This is a genomic window from Spirosoma aerophilum (assembly GCF_054782495.1).
The window spans coordinates 817,683-841,813 of sequence record NZ_BAAGSJ010000013.1 but is presented as its reverse complement, the minus strand read 5'-3'; the positions used below and the strand labels follow the sequence as shown (position 1 = coordinate 841,813).

General features: G+C 48.4%; 25 protein-coding genes. 7 read left to right on the top strand and 18 right to left on the bottom strand.

All coding sequences use genetic code 11. The features are described from left to right. Positions 1-39: 39 nt before the first annotated feature. The 5 genes from pyrH to dusB all read right to left on the bottom strand — a co-directional run bounded on the left by pyrH (position 40) and on the right by dusB (position 4,282). Entirely contained in the window at positions 40-774 is a 735-nt protein-coding gene (gene pyrH, locus ACYVK4_RS14960) for a UMP kinase (protein WP_461128327.1), read from the bottom strand. Positions 775-836: 62 nt separating this feature from the next. Further along, positions 837-1,790: a sugar phosphate isomerase/epimerase family protein gene (locus tag ACYVK4_RS14955; protein WP_461128326.1), complete on the bottom strand. Its 954-nt coding sequence runs from the start codon at positions 1,788-1,790 to the stop codon at positions 837-839. Between the two features lie 16 nt (positions 1,791-1,806). Further along, positions 1,807-2,304, bottom strand: coding sequence for a biotin/lipoyl-containing protein (locus ACYVK4_RS14950; protein ID WP_461128325.1), 498 nt, complete (start codon positions 2,302-2,304; stop codon positions 1,807-1,809). Positions 2,305-2,342: 38 nt separating this feature from the next. Then, the gene (locus ACYVK4_RS14945; protein WP_461128324.1) at positions 2,343-3,251 is read right to left on the bottom strand and encodes a DMT family transporter; all 909 of its coding nucleotides are present in this window, start codon (positions 3,249-3,251) and stop codon (positions 2,343-2,345) included. Between the two features lie 41 nt (positions 3,252-3,292). Beyond that, positions 3,293-4,282 (bottom strand): tRNA dihydrouridine synthase DusB, encoded by a 990-nt coding sequence (gene dusB / locus ACYVK4_RS14940; RefSeq protein WP_461128323.1) that lies wholly within the window; start codon positions 4,280-4,282, stop codon positions 3,293-3,295. 235 nt (positions 4,283-4,517) lie between these two features. On the opposite strand from dusB, the gene ACYVK4_RS14935 reads away from it, so the two are divergent. The 4 genes from ACYVK4_RS14935 (at position 4,518) to ACYVK4_RS14920 (ending at position 7,473) form a co-directional block, all read left to right on the top strand. Continuing rightward, the gene (locus ACYVK4_RS14935; RefSeq protein WP_461129602.1) at positions 4,518-5,408 is read left to right on the top strand and encodes a lysostaphin resistance A-like protein; all 891 of its coding nucleotides are present in this window, start codon (positions 4,518-4,520) and stop codon (positions 5,406-5,408) included. A 112-nt stretch (positions 5,409-5,520) separates the two neighbouring features. Further along, positions 5,521-5,742: a putative signal transducing protein gene (locus ACYVK4_RS14930; protein WP_461128322.1), complete on the top strand. Its 222-nt coding sequence runs from the start codon at positions 5,521-5,523 to the stop codon at positions 5,740-5,742. Continuing rightward, complete coding sequence (locus tag ACYVK4_RS14925) at positions 5,723-6,556, top strand: phosphatidate cytidylyltransferase (protein WP_461128321.1); 834 nt, start codon at positions 5,723-5,725, stop codon at positions 6,554-6,556. Before ACYVK4_RS14930 ends, ACYVK4_RS14925 begins: the two co-directional genes overlap by 20 nt. A 188-nt stretch (positions 6,557-6,744) precedes the next feature. Then, positions 6,745-7,473 carry a carboxypeptidase-like regulatory domain-containing protein gene (locus tag ACYVK4_RS14920; protein WP_461128320.1) on the top strand — a complete coding sequence of 243 codons (729 nt, stop codon included), beginning with the start codon at positions 6,745-6,747 and terminating at the stop codon, positions 7,471-7,473. Positions 7,474-7,572: 99 nt separating this feature from the next. Here ACYVK4_RS14920 and ACYVK4_RS14915 read toward each other — a convergent pair whose 3' ends face one another. Continuing rightward, complete coding sequence (locus ACYVK4_RS14915; RefSeq protein ID WP_461128319.1) at positions 7,573-8,346, bottom strand: UDP-2,3-diacylglucosamine diphosphatase; 774 nt, start codon at positions 8,344-8,346, stop codon at positions 7,573-7,575. A 281-nt stretch (positions 8,347-8,627) separates the two neighbouring features. Here ACYVK4_RS14915 and ACYVK4_RS14910 point away from each other — a divergent pair, with 281 nt between their 5' ends. Together ACYVK4_RS14910 and ACYVK4_RS14905 are read left to right on the top strand one after the other, a co-directional pair. Continuing rightward, positions 8,628-9,398 carry a hypothetical protein gene (locus ACYVK4_RS14910; protein WP_461128318.1) on the top strand — a complete coding sequence of 257 codons (771 nt, stop codon included), beginning with the start codon at positions 8,628-8,630 and terminating at the stop codon, positions 9,396-9,398. 135 nt (positions 9,399-9,533) lie between these two features. Further along, on the top strand, positions 9,534-10,436 hold the full coding sequence (locus tag ACYVK4_RS14905; protein WP_461128317.1) for a Nif3-like dinuclear metal center hexameric protein: 903 nt from the start codon (positions 9,534-9,536) through the stop codon (positions 10,434-10,436). Between the two features lie 93 nt (positions 10,437-10,529). Here ACYVK4_RS14905 and bioB read toward each other — a convergent pair whose 3' ends face one another. The 12 genes from bioB to ACYVK4_RS14845 all read right to left on the bottom strand — a co-directional run bounded on the left by bioB (position 10,530) and on the right by ACYVK4_RS14845 (position 23,006). Continuing rightward, positions 10,530-11,522: a biotin synthase BioB gene (bioB, locus tag ACYVK4_RS14900; RefSeq protein ID WP_461128316.1), complete on the bottom strand. Its 993-nt coding sequence runs from the start codon at positions 11,520-11,522 to the stop codon at positions 10,530-10,532. 111 nt (positions 11,523-11,633) lie between these two features. Then, the gene (locus ACYVK4_RS14895; RefSeq protein ID WP_461128315.1) at positions 11,634-12,824 is read right to left on the bottom strand and encodes an acyltransferase family protein; all 1,191 of its coding nucleotides are present in this window, start codon (positions 12,822-12,824) and stop codon (positions 11,634-11,636) included. Between the two features lie 117 nt (positions 12,825-12,941). Beyond that, positions 12,942-14,144 carry a helix-turn-helix transcriptional regulator gene (locus ACYVK4_RS14890; RefSeq protein ID WP_461128314.1) on the bottom strand — a complete coding sequence of 401 codons (1,203 nt, stop codon included), beginning with the start codon at positions 14,142-14,144 and terminating at the stop codon, positions 12,942-12,944. Positions 14,145-14,231: 87 nt separating this feature from the next. After that, positions 14,232-16,001: a signal peptide peptidase SppA gene (sppA, locus tag ACYVK4_RS14885; protein WP_461128313.1), complete on the bottom strand. Its 1,770-nt coding sequence runs from the start codon at positions 15,999-16,001 to the stop codon at positions 14,232-14,234. A 118-nt stretch (positions 16,002-16,119) separates the two neighbouring features. Then, positions 16,120-16,722, bottom strand: coding sequence for an inorganic pyrophosphatase (locus tag ACYVK4_RS14880; RefSeq protein WP_461128312.1), 603 nt, complete (start codon positions 16,720-16,722; stop codon positions 16,120-16,122). A gap of 51 nt (positions 16,723-16,773) precedes the next feature. Further along, positions 16,774-17,769, bottom strand: coding sequence for a glycosyltransferase family 2 protein (locus ACYVK4_RS14875; protein WP_461129601.1), 996 nt, complete (start codon positions 17,767-17,769; stop codon positions 16,774-16,776). A gap of 84 nt (positions 17,770-17,853) precedes the next feature. After that, positions 17,854-18,567: a tRNA1(Val) (adenine(37)-N6)-methyltransferase gene (locus tag ACYVK4_RS14870; RefSeq protein WP_461128311.1), complete on the bottom strand. Its 714-nt coding sequence runs from the start codon at positions 18,565-18,567 to the stop codon at positions 17,854-17,856. 138 nt (positions 18,568-18,705) lie between these two features. Then, positions 18,706-19,344 (bottom strand): ribonuclease H1 domain-containing protein, encoded by a 639-nt coding sequence (locus ACYVK4_RS14865; protein ID WP_461128310.1) that lies wholly within the window; start codon positions 19,342-19,344, stop codon positions 18,706-18,708. A gap of 125 nt (positions 19,345-19,469) precedes the next feature. Further along, on the bottom strand, positions 19,470-20,438 hold the full coding sequence (locus ACYVK4_RS14860; RefSeq protein WP_461128309.1) for an MBL fold metallo-hydrolase: 969 nt from the start codon (positions 20,436-20,438) through the stop codon (positions 19,470-19,472). Between the two features lie 76 nt (positions 20,439-20,514). Further along, positions 20,515-21,774: a peptidase T gene (pepT, locus tag ACYVK4_RS14855; protein ID WP_461128308.1), complete on the bottom strand. Its 1,260-nt coding sequence runs from the start codon at positions 21,772-21,774 to the stop codon at positions 20,515-20,517. Between the two features lie 72 nt (positions 21,775-21,846). Next, a complete protein-coding gene (locus tag ACYVK4_RS14850; RefSeq protein ID WP_461128307.1) occupies positions 21,847-22,320 on the bottom strand; it encodes a pyrophosphohydrolase domain-containing protein in 474 nt (157 codons plus the stop codon). Positions 22,321-22,442: 122 nt separating this feature from the next. Further along, a complete protein-coding gene (locus ACYVK4_RS14845) occupies positions 22,443-23,006 on the bottom strand; it encodes a hypothetical protein (protein WP_461128306.1) in 564 nt (187 codons plus the stop codon). Positions 23,007-23,190: 184 nt separating this feature from the next. On the opposite strand from ACYVK4_RS14845, the gene ACYVK4_RS14840 reads away from it, so the two are divergent. Beyond that, positions 23,191-24,114 (top strand): hypothetical protein, encoded by a 924-nt coding sequence (locus ACYVK4_RS14840; protein ID WP_461128305.1) that lies wholly within the window; start codon positions 23,191-23,193, stop codon positions 24,112-24,114. Positions 24,115-24,131 lie beyond the last annotated feature (17 nt).

Sequence of the window (24,131 nt, the reverse complement as noted above, 5' to 3'; positions counted from 1 at the left end):
CTCAATCGCTTAATCAGCCAATCTGTTAGTTCAGATTCTTTATTCCGTTATTTTCATAGTGATGAGGGTACCCTGATCGCCATCGCCCTGTACCAGTTTGAGTAAGCTACCCTTTGTATTCATATTGAACACGATGATCGGCAGGTTATTCTCCTGGCAAAGCGTAAAGGCCGTCAGGTCCATCACACTTAGTTTCTTTTCGTAAACGTCCTCAAAGGTAATGCTTGTATATCGGGTAGCCGTTTTGTCTTTCATTGGGTCGGCGGTGTAAACACCATCGACTTTTGTCCCTTTCAGAACGACATCGGACTCGATTTCAATAGCACGAAGGCTGGCAGTCGTATCGGTTGTAAAGTAAGGACTTCCCGTGCCGGCCGCAAAAATAACCACACGACCCTTTTCGAGATGGCGGACGGCCCGACGACGAACATAGGGTTCGCAAACCTGCTCCATTTTAATGGCCGACATTACACGGGTGTACATACCGTGCTTTTCAAATGAACTTTGCAGGGCCATAGCGTTGATCACGGTGGCGAGCATGCCCATATAATCGCCCTGAACGCGATCAATACCCGAACGTTCGCCGGAAACACCCCGAAAGATGTTGCCCCCGCCGATGACAATAGCCACCTCAACGCCCAGATCTACGACCTGCTTGATTTCCTGACTGTATTGTTCCAGTACAGCCGGGTCAATATTATAACCGTTAGGCCCAGCAAGAGCCTCCCCACTCAGTTTGAGCAGGATGCGTTTATACTTTGTTTGCGATGTCATGAAGGGAAATTTTGCGGGCAAAGATAAGAAAAAGGTCGAGAGTGAGACCAGTAAAATTGCAATCAGGCCGTTTTCCAGAGCGTCATCAGCCGATTCAGATCCCGTTTCATAGCGGCAAAAAGTTCATTTTGGGGAATAGTCAATTTCGTAGCCCCGTGCTCTGCCCCACCCATCGGATACTCAATATGCAGAGATACAGGCACCTGTATATCATATTTTTTCAACAGAGCAAAGTAAGTCTTAAAATCAACCATACCCTCTCCGAAAGGAACGTCAACTACTTTTGTCACTCCATTTTTTATTGACCAGACAAAATCTTTCAGGGCGATGGACCGTATAGTAGGCTTAATTAACCGCAGTCCATTAGGCCACGATTGACCTCCTTCTACGGTAGCATGGCGAATATCATACTGAACACCCATATGCTGCTGATCAGCCAGCTTTAGCATTTCCCATAGTTCCCATACGGATGAGCCAACCAGTAAACCGGCATGATTTTGATAACATCCCGTCAAATTTAGTTGTCTATTCAGTTCGCCTAACCCACGAAGTTGTTGCTGGAAGCCAAGTATGGAATTAGGGATGGACTTTTTTTCATCGTACTGGTACCATTTCATCCGATACAGCTGAAAGCCGGCTTTAGAGGCTGCCTTCAGTACCCGAATATCTACCGCATGGGTTGAGTCACCCACAACCGTCGTCATCATTGTCGTCGATAGTCCAGCCCGTTTAAGCGCTTCAACCGCTTTGGGGAGTTCATCCTCAACACGATCCGGATGTACGTGACCATCGGGCCTTACGGTTAAATCGACGCCCTTAAAGCCCATTTCAGCAGCTGCATTGGCCATATCAGCATAGTTCAGGAACTGAAGATGCTTAGAGAAGATGTGAACTTCGGGAAGTGGATTACCCATAGAATTATCCAGAGCAGAAAGGGATAAGGGCAAAAAGGGCAGACTACCGGTTAGAACGGCGGTTTTTTTCAGAAAATGTCGTCGGGAATTCGATTGGTCCATATGCCTAAAAGGCAGTCTAGGCAAATTCTACCAGCACCTGTCCTTTCTCGACCCGATCCCCTTTACCGACACGGATCGCTTTCACCGTTCCTTCCCCGGGCGCTTTCAGATTGTTCTCCATTTTCATGGCTTCCAGTATCAATAAGCTATCGCCCTTGCTGACCACATCGCCTGGTTGCACACTGATGCCCACGATAAGCCCTGGCATGGGGGCCTTTAACTCATTGAGCTTCGTACCGGCAACGTTGCTCATACCCATTTTTTCGAGCAGCAGGTCGAAGCGGTCTTTTACGCTTACCTGGTGAATATGGCCGTTAATTTTCAACGTCACCAATTTGTCAGCCACATTCACCTCGAGCAGTTCAGCCGTGTAGGAGCGATCCTGATGAAGTATGTGAAAGCTGCGATCAGAGAGCTTAACCAGATCCCAATTGAAAAGCTCGTTGTTCACGAATGGGCCGTCAGCCGTAAAATCAACGGTACGGATTTGGTCATTGATGGTTGTTTGGAACATGCGCTTTTCAGTTTCATCAGATTGAAACCGGTTGCAAACTACGATTTATTTACTAACCAAATACCCAATAAACAGACACCCATACCAGCAAATTGAACAATATAGATCGTTTCGCCATCGAGGACACCCCATAAAAGGGCAACAATGGGTATCAGGTAGGTAACCGAAGCCGCAAATAAAGGAGAGGCCAGTTGCATGACGCGGTTGAAGAAAATCGACATCAGGCCTGACCCAAACACGCCCAGGGTGACCAGCGCCCAAAGTCCCCAACTGTTCTGACTTTCGATAACCCGGCTTAAGAAATCGGTGGGTGCCAGCGTCAACATGGCGATCGGCCCCGCAAAGGCAAACAGCCAGGCAGTTGACACCAGGGCGGGTAAATGACTCAGATACCGCCCAATCAGGTTCGTGTTGAGGCCGTAACAAACCGTTGCCAGCACCACGAGCAGGGCGTAGCCGTTAATGTCAAACGAACCCGTTGCGCTAAAAAAAACCAGGAGCAGAGAGCCCATTAACCCCAGAAAAATACCGGCTACCTGTCTTATCTTAAGCGCCTGTCCGAAAAATACCGCCCCCAAAATCAGCGTGAATAACGGGCTCAGGGAATTGAGTGCACCCGCCAGCGAACTGTTAAGGTGGGCCCCCGCTTCAGCAAAAAGAAAGGCCGGGATAACAAACCCGATAATAGCCGAAGCCAGTAAGGCTACCCACCGATGCCGAACAGCCACCCGAACGTCGGGTTGCTGACTTTGGCGGGCCAAAAATGGACTAAAAAACAATAGCGCAAACACCAGTCGCCCCGCGGCCACCTGCTCCGGCGGAAACACACTCAGGCTTCGTTTGATGAGAATGAACGAGCTTCCCCAGACCAGAGCCAGTAAACAAAGCAACACCCAGGCCATCAAGGGCCGTCTTTGAGGAATAACAACCGGTTCGTCAATAGTCATTGGCAATCGGGAAAGGAACGCGGCTGGTCTGGCGCTACTGGTTAAACAAGTTCTACAATATAGTTCTCCTGAATTTCGTCGAGGATGTCGCTTACCCCGTTATAGGAATCCGTGGTCACCAAACGCATACGATACGGTTTGAAGTCGTGCAATCCCTTAAAGTAATTGGCATAGTGGCGTCGCATTTCGAACAGCCCAACGATTTCGCCTTTCCACCGGATGGAGAAGTCGAGATGCTGACGACACACGGCAACCCGATCGGCAACGGTCGGTGCGGCCAGATGCTCGCCGGTCTTCACAAAATGTTTGATTTCGTTAAATATCCAGGGATGACCGATACTGGCCCGGCCAATCATTACCCCATCGACACCGTACCGATTTTTGTACTCCAATGCTTTCTCGGGGGTATCGATATCCCCATTTCCAAAAATGGGAATCTGAATGCGGGAATTTTCTTTAATTCGGCCAATGAGTGTCCAGTCGGCTTCACCTTTGTACATCTGCACGCGGGTTCGCCCATGAACGGTTAAGGCTTTTATGCCAATATCCTGTAAGCGCTCGGCCACTTCACCTACATTTTTGGTACTTTCATCCCAGCCCAGCCGAGTCTTTACGGTTACGGGCAGATGTGTCGCTTTGACAACAGCATCGGTCATACGAACCATTTTGGGAATATCCTGCAACAAGGCAGCTCCCGCCCCCCGGCAAGCCACGTTCTTTACCGGACAACCGTAATTGATATCGATCAAATCAGGATTGGCGCGGCTGGCAATGCGGGCGCACTCCCCCATTGTTTCCACGTCGGAGCCAAACAGCTGAATGCCAATGGGCCGCTCGTACTCAAATATATCCAGTTTCTGAACGCTTTTGGCCGCGTCGCGGATGAGTCCCTCGGAGGAAATAAACTCGGTGTACATCAGATCGGCTCCGTTCGCTTTGCAAACCGCCCGAAATGGCGGGTCGCTGACGTCCTCCATAGGAGCAAGCAGTAACGGAAAATCTGGTAGTTGTATGGTGCCAATGTTGACCATTGTCTTGAAATTTCAAATGTACGTACCCCAAAACGGGCACAAAAAATCACGTAACTGGTTTCGGATCAAAAGGTCCGCGCATTAGTAACTGTATGGAATTAGCACAATACGAAGGCCGAATTGGTTCCCCTGCACGAATTCTGGGAACTAGTCTGTAAATTTACACGAAATTATGCAACCTATTTACTCGCCCCGGGGCGCTTCTTCACGACCACCAACCATCGGCGGACTGACTATGCTTGTCGGTTTTGTGCTGATTGGGGGCGTTATCAGTACACTGCTGCTTTTCGCCATCATGGCGGCTGTCAAAGGCATGGGGTTTGCTGAAGCACAAACCTACCTGTCTAATCTAGCCACAAATCCCTCCGCCTCAGCGGGCAGCTGGTATGAACTGATGCTGCTCCAGGCAGTCAATCACCTGGGTACATTTTTTCTGCCTGCCCTTTTTTACTGGTACTTTATTGAACATCGAACCTGGTCGGAATTCAGCGTGCAGCCGGTTACGGCAGTGGCTGGTATCAGCCTCGTTACCCTTATTGTGATAACGTTCATGCCTTTCGATGGACTCATCATCGAGTGGAACCAGAACCTGCACTTACCTGAAACGATGGCTCCGATCGAGCAGTGGATTCGGGCGAAAGAAAAAGGGCTGGAAGGCATTACTAAATACCTGACAACCTTCAACAGCACCGGGCAATTACTCGTGGCGTTACTGGTTATAGCAATTATCCCGGCCATTGGCGAAGAAACGTTATTCCGGGGGGTTCTTCAGCGAAATTTTACGATATGGACCCGGAATCCACACATAGGCATCTGGCTGGCCGCTGCGATATTCAGCGCCATCCACGTACAGTTTCTTGGCTTTTTCCCCAGAATGTTATTAGGGGCGTTGTTTGGCTACTTGTATTTATGGTCGGGTAATCTCTGGGTGCCCATTCTGGCTCACTTTGTCAATAATGGCTTTACCGTATTCATGGTTTACCTGCATCAGCAAAAAATGGTCTCTGTAGACATTGAAAGTACCGAAGCAATCCCGATAACAGGTGCCGTACTATCTGGGGTATTAACAGTAGGACTTCTGCTTTACTTTAAGCGAAGTAACGACAAGGAACAGGTAAACCTGTAAGCATTTACACATGTCAGGCTGTTGTCATTTGTCGACCTAAGCGGAAATTGGCCATCCCGACATTGCCAAGCTATTATTTGTCAGCAGTCCTGAAACCTAACGCATTGATTATATGACAGCAGAAAACTGGGAAGTAATTTATTCAACACCTTTGCCCCACCGGGCCGAGCTGGCCAAAGCGCTGTTGCTCGAACATGAGATTTCGGCGGTGGTTATTAACAAACAAAGTAGTAGTTATCCAACCATTGGCTGGGGAAAAAGTGAGGTTCATGTACTGGCCCAGGACGCTATCTTAGCTAAAGTAATCCTTGAGAATGAAGCAACGTTTAGCTAATCTGTCGAATCTTCAACAACGGGTCATCGCGGCCGTTGCAGGCGTTCCATTTATTCTGTTCATGATCTGGTATGATTCCTGGACTTTTGCGCTGCTGTTTTGTCTGGTGAGTGCCCTCACCCAGCGGGAGTTTTACCGGCTTCTGGGTTTAGATGGTTTTGAACCCCTTACGGCCTATGGGACAGTTGTTGGCACTATGATCTGTGTGCTGGCCTATTTTGTCGAAACAGACCAGATTGGCACTGGGAATTACTTTTTAATTTGCCCCGCCACGTCCATGATCTTTTTGATCAAGCTGTACAAAAAGAAAGATATGAAGCCATTTACCAATATCGGTTTCACCTTTCTGGGCATTATTTATGTAGCAATGCCTTTCGCGCTGTTGATCATTCTGGCGTTGCAGGGGGGAAAGTTTCACCCGATGATCATCACGGGTTGCCTGCTGCTTTTATGGGCAAGTGACATAGGCGCCTATTTTGCCGGCACCAAATTTGGCCGTCGTAAGCTGTTTGAACGGGTATCCCCTAAAAAATCGTGGGAAGGCAGTGTAGGAGGTGCCATTGCGGCTGGTATTGTTGCTCTAGGACTTACCTTCTGGGCTCCCGAACTACGCCCCTGGCAGTGGTATTGTGTGGGCGGTATTATCGTTGTGACCGGCACCTATGGCGATCTGGTTGAATCGTTGTTCAAACGCAGCATTGCTATTAAAGACTCAGGAAGCAGTATCCCGGGACACGGTGGTTTTCTGGATCGGTTTGATGGGTTACTCTTGGCAGCACCTTTTATTATCACCTTCCTGAAGTTATTTGCCTAAGTTTGGGCTTATTGTTAAGCGCTTAAAACCCTAAATATTCTTAAATCCGGGTTCAAGCGGTCTGGTTTCGGGGGGAATGCGTAAATTTGTGTACATGTGGTTTCGTTCAGTTATTCAGCAATTAGTAGGGTAACAGAAACCATAACCTGCCTTTTCCTCGTTTACGTTGTAGTATGGTCACTTTGTCTATGAAGAAGTTACTGACGCTATTTGTCTTTATTTTGGTGATTTCTGCGCTTGCGGGACTCTTTTCTACCGCACGGGCACAGGGCCAGGAGCGGCAGATAACGTTTACGGGCTTTATCACCGGGGGTAAAAGTAACGAAGCCTTACCGGGTGCTTACATCTACATCCCAAAGGCGGGTAAAGGCGTTTTAGCCGCTCCCAACGGGTACTTTGCCTTACCTGTTTTCCCCGGCGATAGCGTTATTTTCAGTTACGTAGGCTTCAGGACACAATACCACATTATTCCCCGGCGGTTAACTGACCTTACGTATTCAGCTGTTGTAGCGTTGCAGGAAGATGTAAAAACGCTGGCTGAAGTAAAAGTCTACCCCTACGCCACTGAAGAATTATTTAAGGAAGCTTTCGTTAATCTGAAGCTTCCTGATGAAAAAGAACGGGAGAATTTAGCCCGCAATACAAGTCCCGAAGCGATGATGCGTCAGGCGGCTACCATGCCAATGGGGGCACTTGCCAATCACCAGAACTTCGTAAATCAGCAGTTTTTTGGTCGGGAGTCGCTCATTGGTCGAAGTGCCACGCCTACGTTTGCCTTTACCAACCCGTTCGCCTGGGCTAACTTTATCCGATCCGTAAAGCGGGGCGATTTAAAGAACAAGGAATGGCGGAGCGAGCTGAACAAAGCCCCCCGCGAAAACATTTCCCGAAAAGATATTTTACAGGAGGGGAACTGACTAATTGGAAAACGGTTGCTTTCAGAAGGATAAAACGGTTTATCAGAAAGTCCTCCCATCCCACCTTGTCAAAAAAGACGATTCCGTTTCATTTTTTCCTCACCACCTTTCCAGGCTTACTGTTTTCCCGTCAAAGTCGCCGAATGTTTTGGCGGATACCCATTCGCCTAGATTTATGTAGCGACTGTTGGCTGACACCGCCAGATCGAGCGGCAGGTGGCGATGGCCGAAGATATAAAAATCATGGTGTACTTTCGCTTCAACTTCGCGGCAGTACTGCATCAACCACTCCCGATCTTCGCCTAAAAACTCATCTTCCCCTTTTTCCTGATTACCGGCGCGACTGCTTCTCGACCAGGCCTGCGCCAGACCAATCCCCACATCGGGGTGAACCCAGCGAAACAATCCACGAGCCAGCCCACTCTCAAAGACCGTTTTAAGTCGTTTATACACGAAATCACCGGGGCCAAGTCCATCGCCGTGGCCAATGTAAAAATGCTTTCCACCAATGTCATACCGGCGTGGATTTCTGTAAACAGGAATGCCTAACTCCTGGGTAAAATAGTCATTCATCCACATGTCATGGTTGCCGGTGAATAGAATAACGCGCGTTCCGGCATCGGTAAGCTCAGCCAGTTTTCCCTGAAGCCGAATGAACCCTTTTGGAATACTGTGTTTGTATTCAAACCAGAAGTCAAACACATCACCCACCAAAAAAATGACATCAGCCTTCGCTCGGATACTCTCCAGCCAGGAAACTATGACTTTTTCGCGTTCGTGGCTTTTTTCAATGGATGGAGTGCCGAGATGAAAATCGGAAGCGAAATAAACATGACGGCCAGCGGCAAGTGGAATGATCTCTATATCGGACATGCAAAAGGAAAATCTCCTGCAAAATTACATAACGAATGCCGTTCCCGGACAAAAAAGACGTTTGAACTCCGGTTAAACCATAGCATATCCTATTTATCACGACGTTGCCAAGGCGAAAAATCACCTTCAACGGACATTGATTTTGCGGTTTTAACAGACATGCCAGTTGTATGTACCCGAATAACTTTACATTGAATTTATCAAGTTCAAAGGCAAAAACATCCTGCTTACACATCTGGTATTTAAGAAAACGCTAATTTTGGCTTTTCTCAAATCAAATCATGAAAATCAAATCACTGATACTGGCTTTTCCTGTTCTGTGTTTAGCCTGCAGCAGCCCCAGTTCTACCTCCGATCCTGCCAGCCAGGCTGACGCTAGCCCGCTGGTGGCCAAACAAGTTGTTGGTGTCAATGCATTGTCGACCGATGCCAACTACGATGAACCCTGTAATATATTGGGCGAAGAGTACGTCCGCACGACATTCAACTTAGATGAAACGGCAAAGTTGGAAGAAGTTCACGAGCAGGAAGGTTGTGAATTCGAATGGGCAGGCAATAAAGTACTTGTTTCATTTGGCGGAAGAAGACCCTACTCGTCCATATACCTTGCCGAGTCGATCTTCGACAAGATGTATCAGGGCAAATCAGAAGCGGCTGCCATGAAGCCTGTAGAAGTTGCGAATGACTCCACAACCAGCGGCCCTGAAACAGAAGGCACAAATGCTGAAACATCAGCGAAAGCTACGGTTTCTGAGGAGGCTACGCATTCTACCGCCGACAATCACCCTCAGCATGGTGGTGTTACGGCTGCTACCCCACACCTGACCAAAGCGGCCGTTAGCACAGCCAATTATGAGGCTGTTGCAAACGTAGGAGACAAAGCCGTATGGGATGCTGAGTCGGGTGCGATGCACGTTCTTTACAACAATCACATCATCAATGTGACGGTTGAAACCAAAGACAAAGCTGAAGTTCGGAAAGAACATGCGAAAAGTTTGGCCGAAGTGCTGATCGATAAAATTGCCGAGAACGAATACACGAAGCGTTTGTAATCGAAATCTGGTTTTGCATAAAAAAAGGGTAGCGGCTGTGTCTGCTACCCTTTTTTTATGCAAAACCCCCATCAAGTCGATAGTAAAACCAAGACATTCTCTTTTAATGACAGTTAACTCAAAAAACGAATAACCATGCAGGAATTAACCGGCAGACGAGAATTTGTACGCACAGTAACGAAAGCAGTTGGGAGCTCTCTCCTTCTGCCCACGCTGGATCTTACTCAATTCGTACCAACTGACCAGCAATCCTATACGGTAGGGCAGATCATGGATCTAATTCTCAAAACGATTCCGAACGCGCCTTTTCCCAAAACGGTAGATACCCTCAAATCCGGAACAGCGTCACAGCAAGTGACAGGCATCGTTTCGACCATGTTCGCCACAGTTGAGGTTATTAGGAAAACTATTGCTGCGGGCGCCAATTTCATCATTGCCCACGAACCAACGTTTTACAACCATGCCGACGAAACTGACTGGCTCGAGAGCAGTGACGTTTTTCGTTACAAACATGACCTGTTGACAAAAAATGGAATTGCCCTCTGGCGTTTTCACGATTACCTCCACTCCCACCGTCCCGATGGCATTCAGGCCGGTATGCTGGCGACTTTGGGCTGGACGAAATTTGCCAGCAAGGAGAACGCCCACATCCTGACTATGCCTGCTACCCCGTTGAGTCAACTCATCAACCAGGCAAAGAGTAAGCTGGGAATAAAAATGGTTCGGGTTGTCGGTGATCCCGCTCAATCCTGTCAGCGGATTTTATTCATGCCGGGTGCATCGGGTGGGCGCAGTCAGATTAGCGCCATTGAAAAGGAGAAGCCTGATGTCATTTTCTGTGGCGAAACCAGCGAATGGGAAACACCTGAGTATGTTCGCGACGCCCGACTTCAGGGAAAAAAATTGTCGCTGGTGATTCTGGGCCACATCATGAGCGAAGCCCCTGGAATGGAGTGGGTCGTTTCGTGGCTGAAGCCCCAACTCCCCGGCCTAAAAATTTCGTATGTACCCTCTGGTAATGAGTTTACCTATCTGTAACGTTTTGTTTATACAAAAAGGCGAGCCACGGTAGCCACCATGGCTCGCCTTTTTGCCTGTTCTCATTGTGTGAAATTACTTACTGAACGTCGACTAAACCGGTATTTGTTCGAAGACAACAGCAGGCTTGCTGGCATCTTTAAATGCTTTACGTGGTCTGATGTTCAGGGTTTGAAATAGTTGCTGATCGGCATCTTCATTCGGGTTGGGCGTTGTCAGGAGCTTATCCCCGGCGAAGATGGAATTAGCACCCGCCAGAAAACAAAGCGCCTGCTCTTCGGTATTCATCCGCACCCGCCCGGCCGACAGGCGGACCATGGCTTTTGGCATGATGATCCGGGCCGTAGCAATCATCCGGATCATTTCCCAAACCGATACCCGAGGCTGATCTTCCAGGGGCGTGCCTTCTACCGGCACCAGCGCATTGACCGGCACGGATTCGGGATGTTGTGGCAATGTCGCCAATGTATGAAGCATACCAATCCGATCCTGCTCCGATTCACCCATACCAATTATCCCCCCCGAACACACGGAGATACCTGCCTTACGGGCATGGCCCAGCGTATCTAACCGATCGTCGTAGGTTCGGGTACTGATGATGTCGCCATAATATTCTTCGCTGGTGTCGAGGTTGTGATTATAGGCGTACAAACCGGCATCTTTTAATTTTTGAGCCTGCGTTTCGGTCAGCATACCGAGCGTACAGCAGACTTCCAACCCTATTTCGTTTACGCCCTGCACCATGTCGAGCACCTTGTCGAAATCGCTGTTGTCCCGCACTTCACGCCAGGCGGCTCCCATACAGAAACGAGTACTCCCGGTGTCTTTAGCCCGTTGAGCAGCGGTCAACACCTCATCTACCTCCATCAATTTATGCACTTTCACGGCCGTATGGTAGCGGGCAGCCTGCGGGCAATAGGCACAGTCTTCAGGGCAACCCCCTGTTTTAACTGACAGCAGCGTACAAACCTGTACCTCCTGTGGGTCATGATGCTCACGATGAACAGTGGCGGCCCGATACATCAGGTCCAGAACGGGTGAATTAAAGATTTCGGCGATTTCAGCGCGAGTCCAGTCGGTACGCATGGGTATACGATTTTTTATATAAGCGCTCCGCGGCAAGCACAGAGCAATGAAAAGCTTAACATTAGCTCAATGATTAGTCAAAAATCGCAAATCAATTGGCAGAAACCAACATCATTTCATCCCAAACAGTAACCTCGTCAGCTTAAATGGGCGAATGAGCAGCAGGTAGATAACGACGCAAGTAAGTAGCGATGAAAGGCTTACGACTAAAAAACCATCATAAACACCCAGGTTAGTGCGCGTTAAAATAGCGTAGCCAATGAGCACAATAACAGTTTGATGCAGAATATAGAACGGATAAACAGCTTTATTAAGCTTCGGCAAAACCGGGTGGTTCACGTTAAGATACCGATAGCCATACCCAATGGTAGCCAACACGGAAAACCATGTTAGCCCAAGTCGGTTTAAGCTGAATAAGGTGGTCAGCAGCTTCGATAACTCAATGGTATCATTACTGATGAATAACCGGTAGCCATACATAATGACCGTACAGACAAGAGTTGCCGCTACATAATAGCGACGCTGGTCTGCCATAATCTGCCAAAAAACCGATCTGCTAACGAGGATATAGCCCAACCAGAAGAGCAGGAGGTTACTCATGAAATAAGCCCAGTCATTGATCAGGGCATGGGTTTCGTGGGGAAAGAAACCGCCCAATATAACGTCATTCAGTAAAAGACAACCAACCAGCCAAAGCGCTCCGCCCGGCCGGGCAATCAAATGGCCAATACGATCAAGGAAGCGTTGCCCCGGTTCGCTTTTTAACCACCGAAATACCGGAATGCTGAGGAGTGAATAGAAAAACAGGTAACAGATAAACCAGAGGTGATGCCAGCTGAATGCCCCCCCTGTTCCGCCATCCTCATACGGTTGAAAGTTGAATACGGCGGGGTAGAAGTCGAAATAACTACCCGAAAACTTCCCCCGGAACAACCATTCGATATAGATTTGTGGCGGTACAATGACGAACATGCCAAAAACAAGCGGAACAAATAACCGTCGGACCCGCTCACCGGCATACGCCCCAAATGACCGTTTTATAAGCGCAAAAAATGTCCCCGCTCCCGAGATGAAAAACAACAGCGGCATTCGCCAGCGGTGGAGCCACCGCATGACCTCTTCCATTGGCTGACTGTGTTCGGCACTTTTAATATGCCATCCCCAGGATACGTAAATCATGCCCGTATGGTAAAAGAGCAGGGTCAAAATAGCAATTACCCGGAGCCAGTCCAAATCATAGCGACGGGTAAATTGTGGCGCGGAAGCTGCCTCGGGAAGTACAACGAATGGAGTCGGATGCATAGACAGAGTTTTTTGGTTCGATGGCCCAAAATTGCCTCTTAACCAGCTGTAACCCCTATTTCCCGATAAGAGAGAAGTTCGCGCCGACCGGGATGAAGTCGTAGGTTGCCTTTTCGATTATTTTTCTGCCCCCTGCCCCAAACGTTTTGCCCGATACTGTGCCGGTGTTTGGTTCGTTAGTCGCTTGAACGCCGTATGAAACGCAGAGGTTGAATTATAGCCAACCCGTTCGGCTATCTCGTCGATTTTCAGGTGAGCCGTTGCCGATTCATTGAGCAGTCGCTGGGCCTCAGCAACTCGGTACATAGCCAGCCAGTCGAAAAACGTTTGACCGAGCCGGTCGTTAAGCAGTTGCGATAAATTATGCGGACTGGTATCCAGGCGGGCTGCCAGTTTTGGCAGTGACAGATCACTGTCGAGGTACGGCTTTTCGGACTCCAGCAAACGGTTAAGTTTACCCAGTACGGCATCTTCCACCTCTTCGGACAATGCCGATTTTTCATATTTTTTTTTGACCTCAACGGGCAGATATGGTTCAGGCGTTTGTGGCTGGCCTTCGGGAAGCTTATGAAAAAAATCGGAACCCCGCATCACCAGAAAACTGGTGGTGTATATGGTGGCAGCCATGTAGGTAGCCAGTAAATAGTCGCCAACGTCATGGTAATACTGCCGCTTCACCAGTACGATCAGGAAAGGCACCAACGCAAAAAGCCAGCTTAACAGGCGAAGTTCGGAGAACGCTGAACCGGCATTCGTCGATTGCTCTCCTGCCCGTCTGGCCCGGCGTATGGTAACCAACGCTAACACTGCATAAATGACACAGCTTAGTAGCGTCAGTTCATTGATATAATCTCGAAGCCCCGTAAAATCATCCTCCCAGTAAGGTTTCTGGTGTATAAACGGCAACTCAGGATGCCATGAATTGATGTAGGCGTTGTACTTACACTCAATTGGCTGATAGAGCCAACTAAAAGCGTTTGCCAACCAGATAGCAAACGGCACCAGATGCCAGACCCACCGGTGAGGCAACCGTTTCTGCACACGGCTGAACACATAGAAATAAAAAAGGGGGCCAAGCAGGAAATTAAAGGGTTCAGCAAAGTCAACCGTCCACAACAGGCTGAATGTGTAATTGGTGTAATTCAGAAAAATTTCCCCGCTAATGGCCGACAAAACCAGCATGAACAGACCAAGGCACCGGTTTACCACTTGTCGGGCGCGATCACCTGTCAGAAAGAATACACCCAGAAAAATACCCTGTGCTATACCAAGCAAAATAACAAGGGCAAACAAATCGAGGTGAATAGGAAGCGTCTGCATCAGAAAAACGTTGCGTTATGCAAGGTAAAAAAAAGACCTATACGACTGTAAAATCGCATAGGTCTGCACTCGGTGAACCAACTTAAATTAGCGAACCTCTATCTCGAAAGGCATCCGCATCTGCATACCTTCCATCGTTTTTAACTTTTTCATGTATTTTACATAAGGAGCCAACTCACCAAGTTGTTCCTGAATTTTAGTGTCCTCACTATCGCTAATTGAACTCATCAGTTGTTCGAAGAATTCTTTTTTGCGGGGCTGATACTTCAACTGATAGTCACCCGTTTTCAGCTTTGCCAATTGAGCAGCCAGCTTTATCGCATCGTCCAGACCACCAAGCTGATCGACCAGACCGATGGCTTTACCCTGTGTACCCGTCCAGACACGCCCCCCGGCAATGGCTCTGAGGCTATCAACCGGGAGCTTACGGCCCGCAGCGGCTTTACTGGTAAACTCGGCATAAATCCGTTCAGTTGCTTTTTGCATCGTTTGTTTCTGAAACGGCGTCATCTCATGCGTGGTTGTCGGAAAATCAGCATTGGTGTTCGTTTTCACCCGATCGAAAGTAATTCCAAGTTTATCCTTTAGAAGGTTTTCGGTATTGAACAGCAACGAGAAAACCCCGATAGAACCCGTGATCGTATTGGGTTGAGCCACAATTTTGTCGCAACCCATAAGCATATAATACCCTCCTGAAGCTGCGTAGTCAGACATTGAACCAATAACCGGCTTGGCTTTTCGCGCCAGTTGAACCTCCCGGTACATGACATCCGACGCCAGCGCACTGCCACCTCCCGAATTTACCCGCAGGACAATGGCCTTTACCTTATCATCCAGCCGCGCCTTACGGATTTCTTCCACTATTGTCTCGGAGCCAATGCTATTATCCCCGCTTTTACCCGACTGAATGTCGCCCGATGCGATAATGACAGCGATTCGATTTTTGGAGCTGCCTTCCGTATCGTCCGTTTTCTGATCCGCATTTTCGTATTTGCTCAACGACACATAGTTGATCTTCTTTTTTTCATCAACGCCAAGCTGTTTCTTCATAACGCTTTCCAGTTCATCCTGATAGCCAACGTTCGTTACCAGTTTGGTACGAAGTGCGTCAGCAGGTTTCTGAATGGTCAGGTTATCGGCGTAGTTTTTCAGCGAATCGACAGGTATACCCCGGCTTTCGGCAATACGAGCCAGCATTTGGTTGTTAATTGAGTTCAGAAATGAGTTCACCTGAAGACGGTTCGGGTCGCTCATGTTCTCGCGGATAAATGGCTCGACCGCGCTTTTAAAATCACCCACTTTAAAGATTTCCGGCTTTATACCCAGCTTATCCAGCGTCCCTTTAAAAAACGTCAACTCAGCGTTCAGGCCATTCCATTCCAGATCCCCTGCCGGGTTAAGGTAGATCTTATCAGCCACTGAAGCCAGGTAATACCCCTTTTCGCTCATCGTTTCAGCGTAGGCATACACAAACTTTTTAGACCCTTTAAAGTCAATCAGTGCGTCGCGTACTTCTTCCAGCGATGCCCAGCCACCCATCGGGTTTTCGGTCTGAAGGTAGATACCTTTAATGTTATCATCCTCTTTGGCCGCCTTCAATGTTCGTTTAAGTTCAACCAGCCCTATGGCATTGCCGGAGCTGCTGATTGGGCCAAAGCCGTTAAACGGATTGTTGACGCTCCGCTCTTCAATTGGTTTGTCTAACTCTAATTTCAACACCGTATTTTCCTTTACCGTCGTCTTGCTGTCGGTGGAGGACAAGGCTGCCCCAACACCAATCAGGAGTATAAAACCGACAAAGGAAAACAGGATTAGACCAACAATGGTGGCCAGAACATATTTAAGAAACTGTACCATGAATACCTATGAGTGTTTGACCTTGTTTAACAGGCCTTATACAAATATAGCCCGGAACTAGGTTCCCGGGCTATATAAATGTTAAGCGTACGAAAATGCCGGACGAAAGGCGTAAACCTTACATTAGCTTATAATCGTTAATGGATGTTTGAATAACCTCCCACGCTTCGGCCTGTCCGTAGATATTTGCCAGTTCCATTACGGCTGGCTCTTCGGGCAGGTTCTTGTAGGTCAGGAAGTAGTGCCGAAGCCGCTTCACGACTGCTTCGGGTAGTTGAGACAATTCGGTGTACTGGCCATACATGGCATCACCTTTCAGCACAGCAATAATTTTGTCGTCAGCTTCTCCTTTGTCGATCAGGCGGAAGCCACCGATGGGAATAGCCTGAAGAATCAGGTCACCGTGTGTGATTTCGCGTTCGGTCAGTACGCAGATGTCGAGGGGGTCACCATCGCCCATTTCAACGACTTTACCCGATTTATCGCTGGCTAGCTTGGCAATCTGGTCACCACAATAGGTTTGCGGGATGAAGCCATACAAAGCTGGCAGCACGTTTGAATATTGTTGAGGGCGATCGATTTTCAGATAGCCCGTAGCTTTGTCAATTTCATACTTAACGGTATCTGTCGGTACAATCTCGATAAAGCAGGTAACCTGTTTGGGGGCTAGCTCGCCAATCGGAATGCCATGCCATGGATGGGCTTTAAAATTACTCTTCATTTGTTGGTTGTATTACTTTTTAATTGATACGTTGATAAATTCGTTTGTTATCTATACGGTTACGTTCTTTTCTAAAAACCCTATTTTCTCCGCCACCAATTGTTCAGTAGGCCGGTTAAGACTTTGCCGAACCAGCATTTCGCCCAGAAACCCGGCCAAAAACAATTGAACACCGAGGATGATAGCGACTAACCCGAAGAAGAACAGCGGGTTATCCGTTACATTTCGAAACTTAACACCCTGCGAAATATTAATAAGCTTTTCAATAATAAGCCAGATGGCCAATAGCGAACCTACAAAGAACGAGAGGGTTCCGAACGTGCCAAAAAAATGCATGGGACGTTTGCTGAACCGATGTACAAAGCCAATGACGAGTACATCCAGAAAACCATTTACAAATCGCTCAAGGCCAAACTTCGTTGTACCGTATTTTCGGGCCCGGTGCTGAACGACTTTCTCTCCAATTCGGCTGAATCCATCCCAGTTGGCAATAATCGGCAAATTCCGGTGCATGTCGCCATACAAGGAAGGTGCAATGGTTTTTACCACCTTCTGCCGGTAAGCTTTTAGTCCGCAATTAAAGTCGTGGAGCTGAACCCCCGAAATCCAGCGGGATACGGCATTGAACAACTTGGTGGGAAGCGTTTTGGTAATTGGGTCATATCGCTTCTGTTTCCAGCCCGACACCAGGTCATATTTTTCGGCCGTTATCATGCGGTACAACTCCGGAATCTCGTCGGGGCTGTCTTGCAAGTCGGCGTCCATTGTAATGACAACCTGCCCGCGCACAGCCAGAAAACCGGTTTGTAAGGCCGCTGTTTTGCCATAGTTTCTGTTGAACCGAATTCCCCGCACATTCGGGTTACGACCCGCCAGTTGCTCAATAACAGACCAGGAATCATCGGTGCTGCCATCGTCAACGAATAGGATTTCGTAACTAAAATGATGCTCCGTTACGACCCGCACAATCCAGTCGTGCAACTCGGGCAGCGACTCATCTTCGTTATAGAGCGGAATTAAAACGGTTAATTGAAGCAATTCGGGCATATAGGTTTCCGTGCGCAACATTGAACGGCCGGGTATACCCTGAACGAAACTGGCGCAAAGATTTTTACAAAGGTCGCAGAGTTTTCAGAATATTAGATAAAAATCGCGGAGTAATATGCTGAATTCTGACGTATAGGTCTCTTTAGGCTGCTTTTCTGCCCCAATTGCTGTCTTTGATTGCTCGAAAATGACCAGTGTTTCTTCGTCAACTGTCCTTTTTTCGAAGCAAAAACCTGTAATATGCCTGAAAACTTGCTTTTCGGCGTTATGTTTCACCCTTAGGTGCCTAAATGGATATAAACCCGTTTGAGCAGCCAGGCCCGTCAGGGTTTCCATTTCGTAGGGGGGTAATAAAACCCACCACTGGCCATAGGGCTTCATCAGTCTCTCCACAGCCCGTATCAAGTCCGAAAATGATAGTTCATCAGTGTGCAAGGCCCGGTTTACTGCTATATTGGGCGAATGGAGGTGGTTGGTATAAAAGGGTGGATTAGTCAGGATACGATCATACCGAAGACCTGGCTGATAGTCTTGAATACGTCCTCTCCTGACCTTAACCTGACTGGCGAACGGACTAGCCGCTACGTTTTCAGTTGCCTGCCCAAAGGCGGCCTCATCGACCTCAACTGCATCTAGTAAAGCCCTAGGATTCCGTTGAGCAGCCATCAACGCCAGCAAACCCGTACCGGCACCAATATCTAAAATACGAAATTCTTGGTCAACCCGATCTGCACTCGTTCCCTCTTCGATTACGTCAGCGTAGGCACCCAAAATACAGGCATCCGTACAGACTTTCATCGCCGTACGATCTTGCTGAATGGTAAATTGCTTGAAGGAAAACAAAATGATGTATGATGTATTACAATTTAAAAATTATAATTGGTAATCAGGAAGAACAAATATCATACATCATACATCATACATCATATATCCTTTTCACTTTCTGCCGAAGTCAGCGGGATTTTCGCCCCAAACGGTGGTTTCCCATTTCAGAACCGGGTTGGCAAATCGGTGGGTTTGCAGCCAGGTTTCGGCCCGGTCGAGCAGCTCAAACAGTTCGGCATTGCGGGATGTTTCTTCCAGCTTAGTATTAGCTTTTTTCTTTTTTACCCAGCCGATAGCCGTTCTTGAATCTGAATAAACCGGAATGTTGCTGTTCTTTTGATGGAGTAGCGCGAGAGCATGTACTATGGCCAGAAACTCACCTATGTTGTTTGTCCCATCGCTGTATGGACCTTTCAGGAATAGTTTCTGCTTAGTTGCCAGATAGATCCCCTGATATTCCATATCGCCGGTTGCTGTATTCCAGGCGGCATCGACCACTAAACTATCCTGAATGGGCAAACCGACCAATTCGGTCAGTCGTCCCTGCTTACCTGCGGGTTTACCCCCCTGACCAATATGGGCATGGGGTTTCTCTTTGAAGGCTTTTACTGCTTCCGGTTTGCTGTCGAACGATTTAAATAATGGTTTGGCAAATCCGTCGGTTTGAGCTTTGGCTTCATCCCAGGTATCGTAAACGCCAGGCTTTCGACCGTGCCAGACTACATAAAATTTCGGCTTTTTCTGAGCCATAGAGAGATAACTTTCTGCAAAAGTAAGGACATAACTACGTTTGCAAAACTCATCAACCTGAATTGTACCTAAAATGAAAAAGCCCTGATAACTCAGGGCTTTTTCAGCACTCTATTTCTGAAAGGTTATTTATTCCCCTTCACAGTGGCCCAAATGGCATAGCCAACCAGACCAGCCAGCATGCCCAGACCGATGGAACGAGCTACGTGAAAAGACGTCGGACTTGGCATGTCGACAATGCCATTCTCGTCGGTAATAGCCGGGTGCTTCACATAGCGGCCTTCCGATGGGATGGACCGGGCTTCAAAGTCGTGCGCCAGTTTATTTAACCCCAGCTCAAGGTCGAGTCCCCGCACCGAAACGCCATGACCGGTGCCGGCTGCTTTCGGGTTCAGGTTGTTCAACTTTATAACCGACTGCTTTGCCGCTTCCCAGTCGCAGGTAAAGTAAGCCGGTGGCCCATGAAATTCTTCCCGTTGCGATGCCACTGCCGAAATGGCGTTCTGGTTTGTTGTCACAAACGCATCACCTGCTATAAGCGTCCGGTCTCTATCCCGAAAGAGAGAAATATGGCCCGGCGCGTGGCCTGGCGTATGAATGGCCCGCCATTCGGGCAACTCGGGAATCTTTCCATCATCTGACAGCACCCTGATTTTGTCGCCAAAATCCATTGGCCCGATGGGAAACACCCACGACATGTATGACATACCACCTCCACCGATGGCCGGGTCAGGTGGTGGGTAGCTTGATTTACCTTGCAAATAGGGCAGCTCAAGTTTGTGAGCATAAACAGGCACATCCCAGTCCTTCAGGAGTGTCTTTAAAGAGCCGGTATGATCTGCGTGGCCATGCGTCAGAATAATGGCGTCGGGTGCGGTACCGGGGCCAAACAACTCTTCAGCCCGCTTTTTTATCTGACTGGCATAGCCCATAAAGCCGGCATCGACCAGCACCCATGGGTTTCCGTTGCCGGGTGTGCCAATAAAAAAAACATTAACGAATAACGTTTTTATACCCGCTACGTCAGTCGTTACATCATACGGTGTTTTACCGATTGTTTCTACTGGCGCATCTACTTCAAAGTGAGTTTCCATAAGGGTTGAATATGATTTACAACTCAACCCATAGACTCAATAGATTGTTAGATTATCTATCCAAGTGAAGATGCATTTAGCTCTGCTCCTCCCACACCCTGGCTACATTGACAATGACTTCTACCGCTTTCCGCATGTCCTGTACCGAAACCCACTCCTGTCGTGAATGAAACGCATGCTCTCCGGCAAAAATATTTGGACAGGGTAAGCCCATAAATGATAATCGTGAACCGTCTGTACCACCCCGTATACTGCGCCGTTTGGCCGTCAGTCCGGCACGACGGATGGCTTCGAGGGCGTTATCCACTACGGCGGGATGCTGGTCAAGTACGTCCTTCATGTTACGATACTGCTCTTTTACCACAAACTCCCCTGTCGACCCCGGATAATTGGCCAGCACATCGGTAAGCTGATTTTGAAGATAGGTTTCCTTTTCCTGAAGGCCAACTTCGGTGAAGTCGCGAATGATAAATTCCAGTACGGCTTTGTCCTGATTACCTTCCATTCGGGTTGGATGGACAAACCCCTCTTTGTCTTCGGTCGTTTCGGGAGAAAGCGCATTTTTGGGTAGTACAGCCAGTACATCGGCCGCAATTTTCAGGGCATTCTCCAGTTTTCCTTTGGCAAAGCCGGGATGCGTACTTACGCCATGAATGGTGATTTTAACGGCATCGGCTGAGAATGTCTCATCTTCGAGCGTACCCAGAGACTCGCCATCGATGGTGTATCCAAAATCGGCGCCGAGTTTCTGGATGTTCACCTTTTCGGTTCCGCGACCCACTTCTTCATCAGGAGTAAATAATAACCGAATACGGCCGTGTTTCACCTCGGGATGTGTTAGCAGGTATTCAGCAGCATCCATAATTTCGGCTAATCCGGCTTTATTGTCGGCACCCAGCAGCGTCGTGCCGCTGGCGGTGATGATGTCATTGCCAACCTGATTTTTCAGATCGGGATGATCGGCTACCCGAATTTGCTGGTTCGGATCATCGGGCAATACAAGATCGCTGCCGTCCCAGTTCCGGTGAATGATTGGCTTTACCCCTTCGCCTGTTACGTCGGGAGATGTATCAACGTGTGAGCAGAAACAGATTGTCGGGATGTTGGGCTTATCTGAATTTGCCGGAATGGTTGCGTATACGTAGCCCCATTCGTCCATTTCGGCATCGGAAATACCCATTTCGAGAAGTTCCTGAACCAGCAAGCGGCTCAGGTCTTTTTGTTTCTCCGTGCTCGGGTTGGCCGTTGACTGGGGATCCGACTGAGTATCGATCTGAACGTACCGTAAAAAGCGATCAACGGCTCCGGTCCGTTCGGCAAATGAATTATCTTTCATTGACTAACTCCTTTAACTTGGGAGCCTTTACCTCCTCGATGAACTGATTAATGTCTTTTTGTAGGCTGATTCTTAAAGGGCAATCTGAAGAATTCCGGCCAGATCAGCGGGGGAGTAATTGACACTTTTCAGTGTCTTATGATCTGCATCCCGGTAAACCAGGTATTTGCCATCGGATTCAATAAAATGGCAGGGTACTCCTTTTGCCTGATACTGGGCCACCGTAGCCTCAGCTTCGTCAACGGTCAGGCAGGCTTTACTCATATTGGAGCGCTGTACCTCATCGAAAAGCGTCTTGAATGAGTCGCCTAGACCAAACTCAAGTACAGCTCCCGACAAAACATATTGTAAATCGCAGAGCGCATCGGCAACGGCAACAATGTCTCCATCGGCAATCGCTTCCCTAAGTTCGTCCAGTTCTTCGGCGAGTAATGAAACCCGCAGCTGGCTACGGGCTTCAGACGGAATTTGTGGGGCCTCTAAAATAGGTGCATGAAAGGTGCGGTGGAATTCCGCAACCTGGTTAAGTGAGTCCGGCTGTTGCATAGGGGTTGTAGTGAAAAATGAAGAGTGCAGCGATGATAACGAAGAATAACTTTCCTTGGAACTATTCTTCATCACGAACGCTGCACTCCTTATTCCTGATTCATTCTCAATTGCAGAAAAAACTAATCTTCCTCCTCGTCGCTGCTGAACGAATAAAGGGTATTGTCCAGAGCCAAAGAATTTGATTTGAATTTACCGATAAAGTCTTCAATGACCTCATCCGTTACTTCGTCTACGTTTAGACAAACGTCCAGCGCAATGCCATAATCGGATTCCAAATCAACTTCAACGTGCTCCTGTACTTTAACCGTTTCGGTTTCTTCAATCTCTTCGATAATCTCAGTCAGTGCCGTTTCGGCTTCTTCTTCGAGTTCGGGCGCTATTTTGTAATTAGGTTTGCGCTCTTCGGGTGGTACATACGTCGGAAAGGTTTTTTGAACCTCTTCAACGGCCATTTCGTACACTAAACTGCTGTGGTGCAAACGCAGTGTGTAGACCAGTGTATCGAAAATTACCTCCTGTCCCTGATACTGTCCCGGAAACTGAATATGGCGGCATTCGCCTTCTTCCAGTACGTCCAGATCGTCATCTTCTACGTAAATAAATGATTTACCTTCCTGACTACACTCGTCCTTGAGTGCGCTGATCTCCTCAGGGTCGTACCCTTCATTTTTGTAGTTTGCCATGGGACAAAGCTACTATTTCTATGTTAGAAACCCTATGCACACCTACTTTGAAGGGGTGGCCATTGGATAAGTACTACACCAGCACACAATTTTATAGGTCAAGAATTTTTACTGAGCAACAAAAAGCCTGAAGCCTGCGTAACTGGTTTGGGATCACCCGCTGTTACGTTGAAAATGCCCCACCATGAAACACCTCTCGCTTCTTTCTTTTCTTTTCCTCCTATCAGGGCCAGTGCAGGCTCAGGAGGTTGTGCCCGATACCAGTTATTACGCCCCTCCGCCGGTTGTACGTCGACGTGTGCTCATGGCAGATCCCGACCAGAACGTAAACATGAATTCCTCCAGAGCCCGTCGGCGGGCCGAAAAACGGCGCGAATTACTTGATCAACTGGATGAGGTACAGACCTGGCACTTGAGCGCTGAAACGGGTTTACGAACCGATGTAAGCCGGCTTGATAACACGCTCAACCGATTGGTCAGCAATCCCACGCAAACGAAAGCGGTGTGGGGCATACTCCTGGGCTATACCCACCGTAACGCCTGGACCCTCGAAACAGGTTACGCGCACACACCTATTCATTTGTCCATTTCAATTACCAACGGATCGAATCCACTGAACTATACCTATCAGAATTCGGGAATGGGTATTCCTTTGCGCCTAAAACGTCGGATCGGTTCAGTTAACCGAGCCGCAAACGGAACCGGGTTTTGGCTCACGGGAGCGGCCTGGCTCATCCCAAACGGAACGGGCCAAACGGGTGATTTTGAGCTGATTGGCTATACCGCCCGGGGTCGAAACCGAACTGACACAATAAGGCTGACGAATACAGCCATGATCTCTAACCGCATGACCGGTCTGGCAGAACTAGGCATCGATTACACCACGCGGCTTTCGTCTCAGTTGGAAATGGGCTTCTTTTTGCGCAAATATTGGGGACTAGGGCGAGCCCTTCAGTCGGAGCTTCTGTACTCCGTCAACAATACATCACAACAAAAAGCCACTATAACGGCCGATGGATCGGGCTGGGGCCTTGGCCTTTCGCTCCGTTACATCTATGGCCGACAGTACGAAGTCAAAAAGTCAAAGGCGATTATTCCGGGGTACTAAACTACGAGTCGACCAGC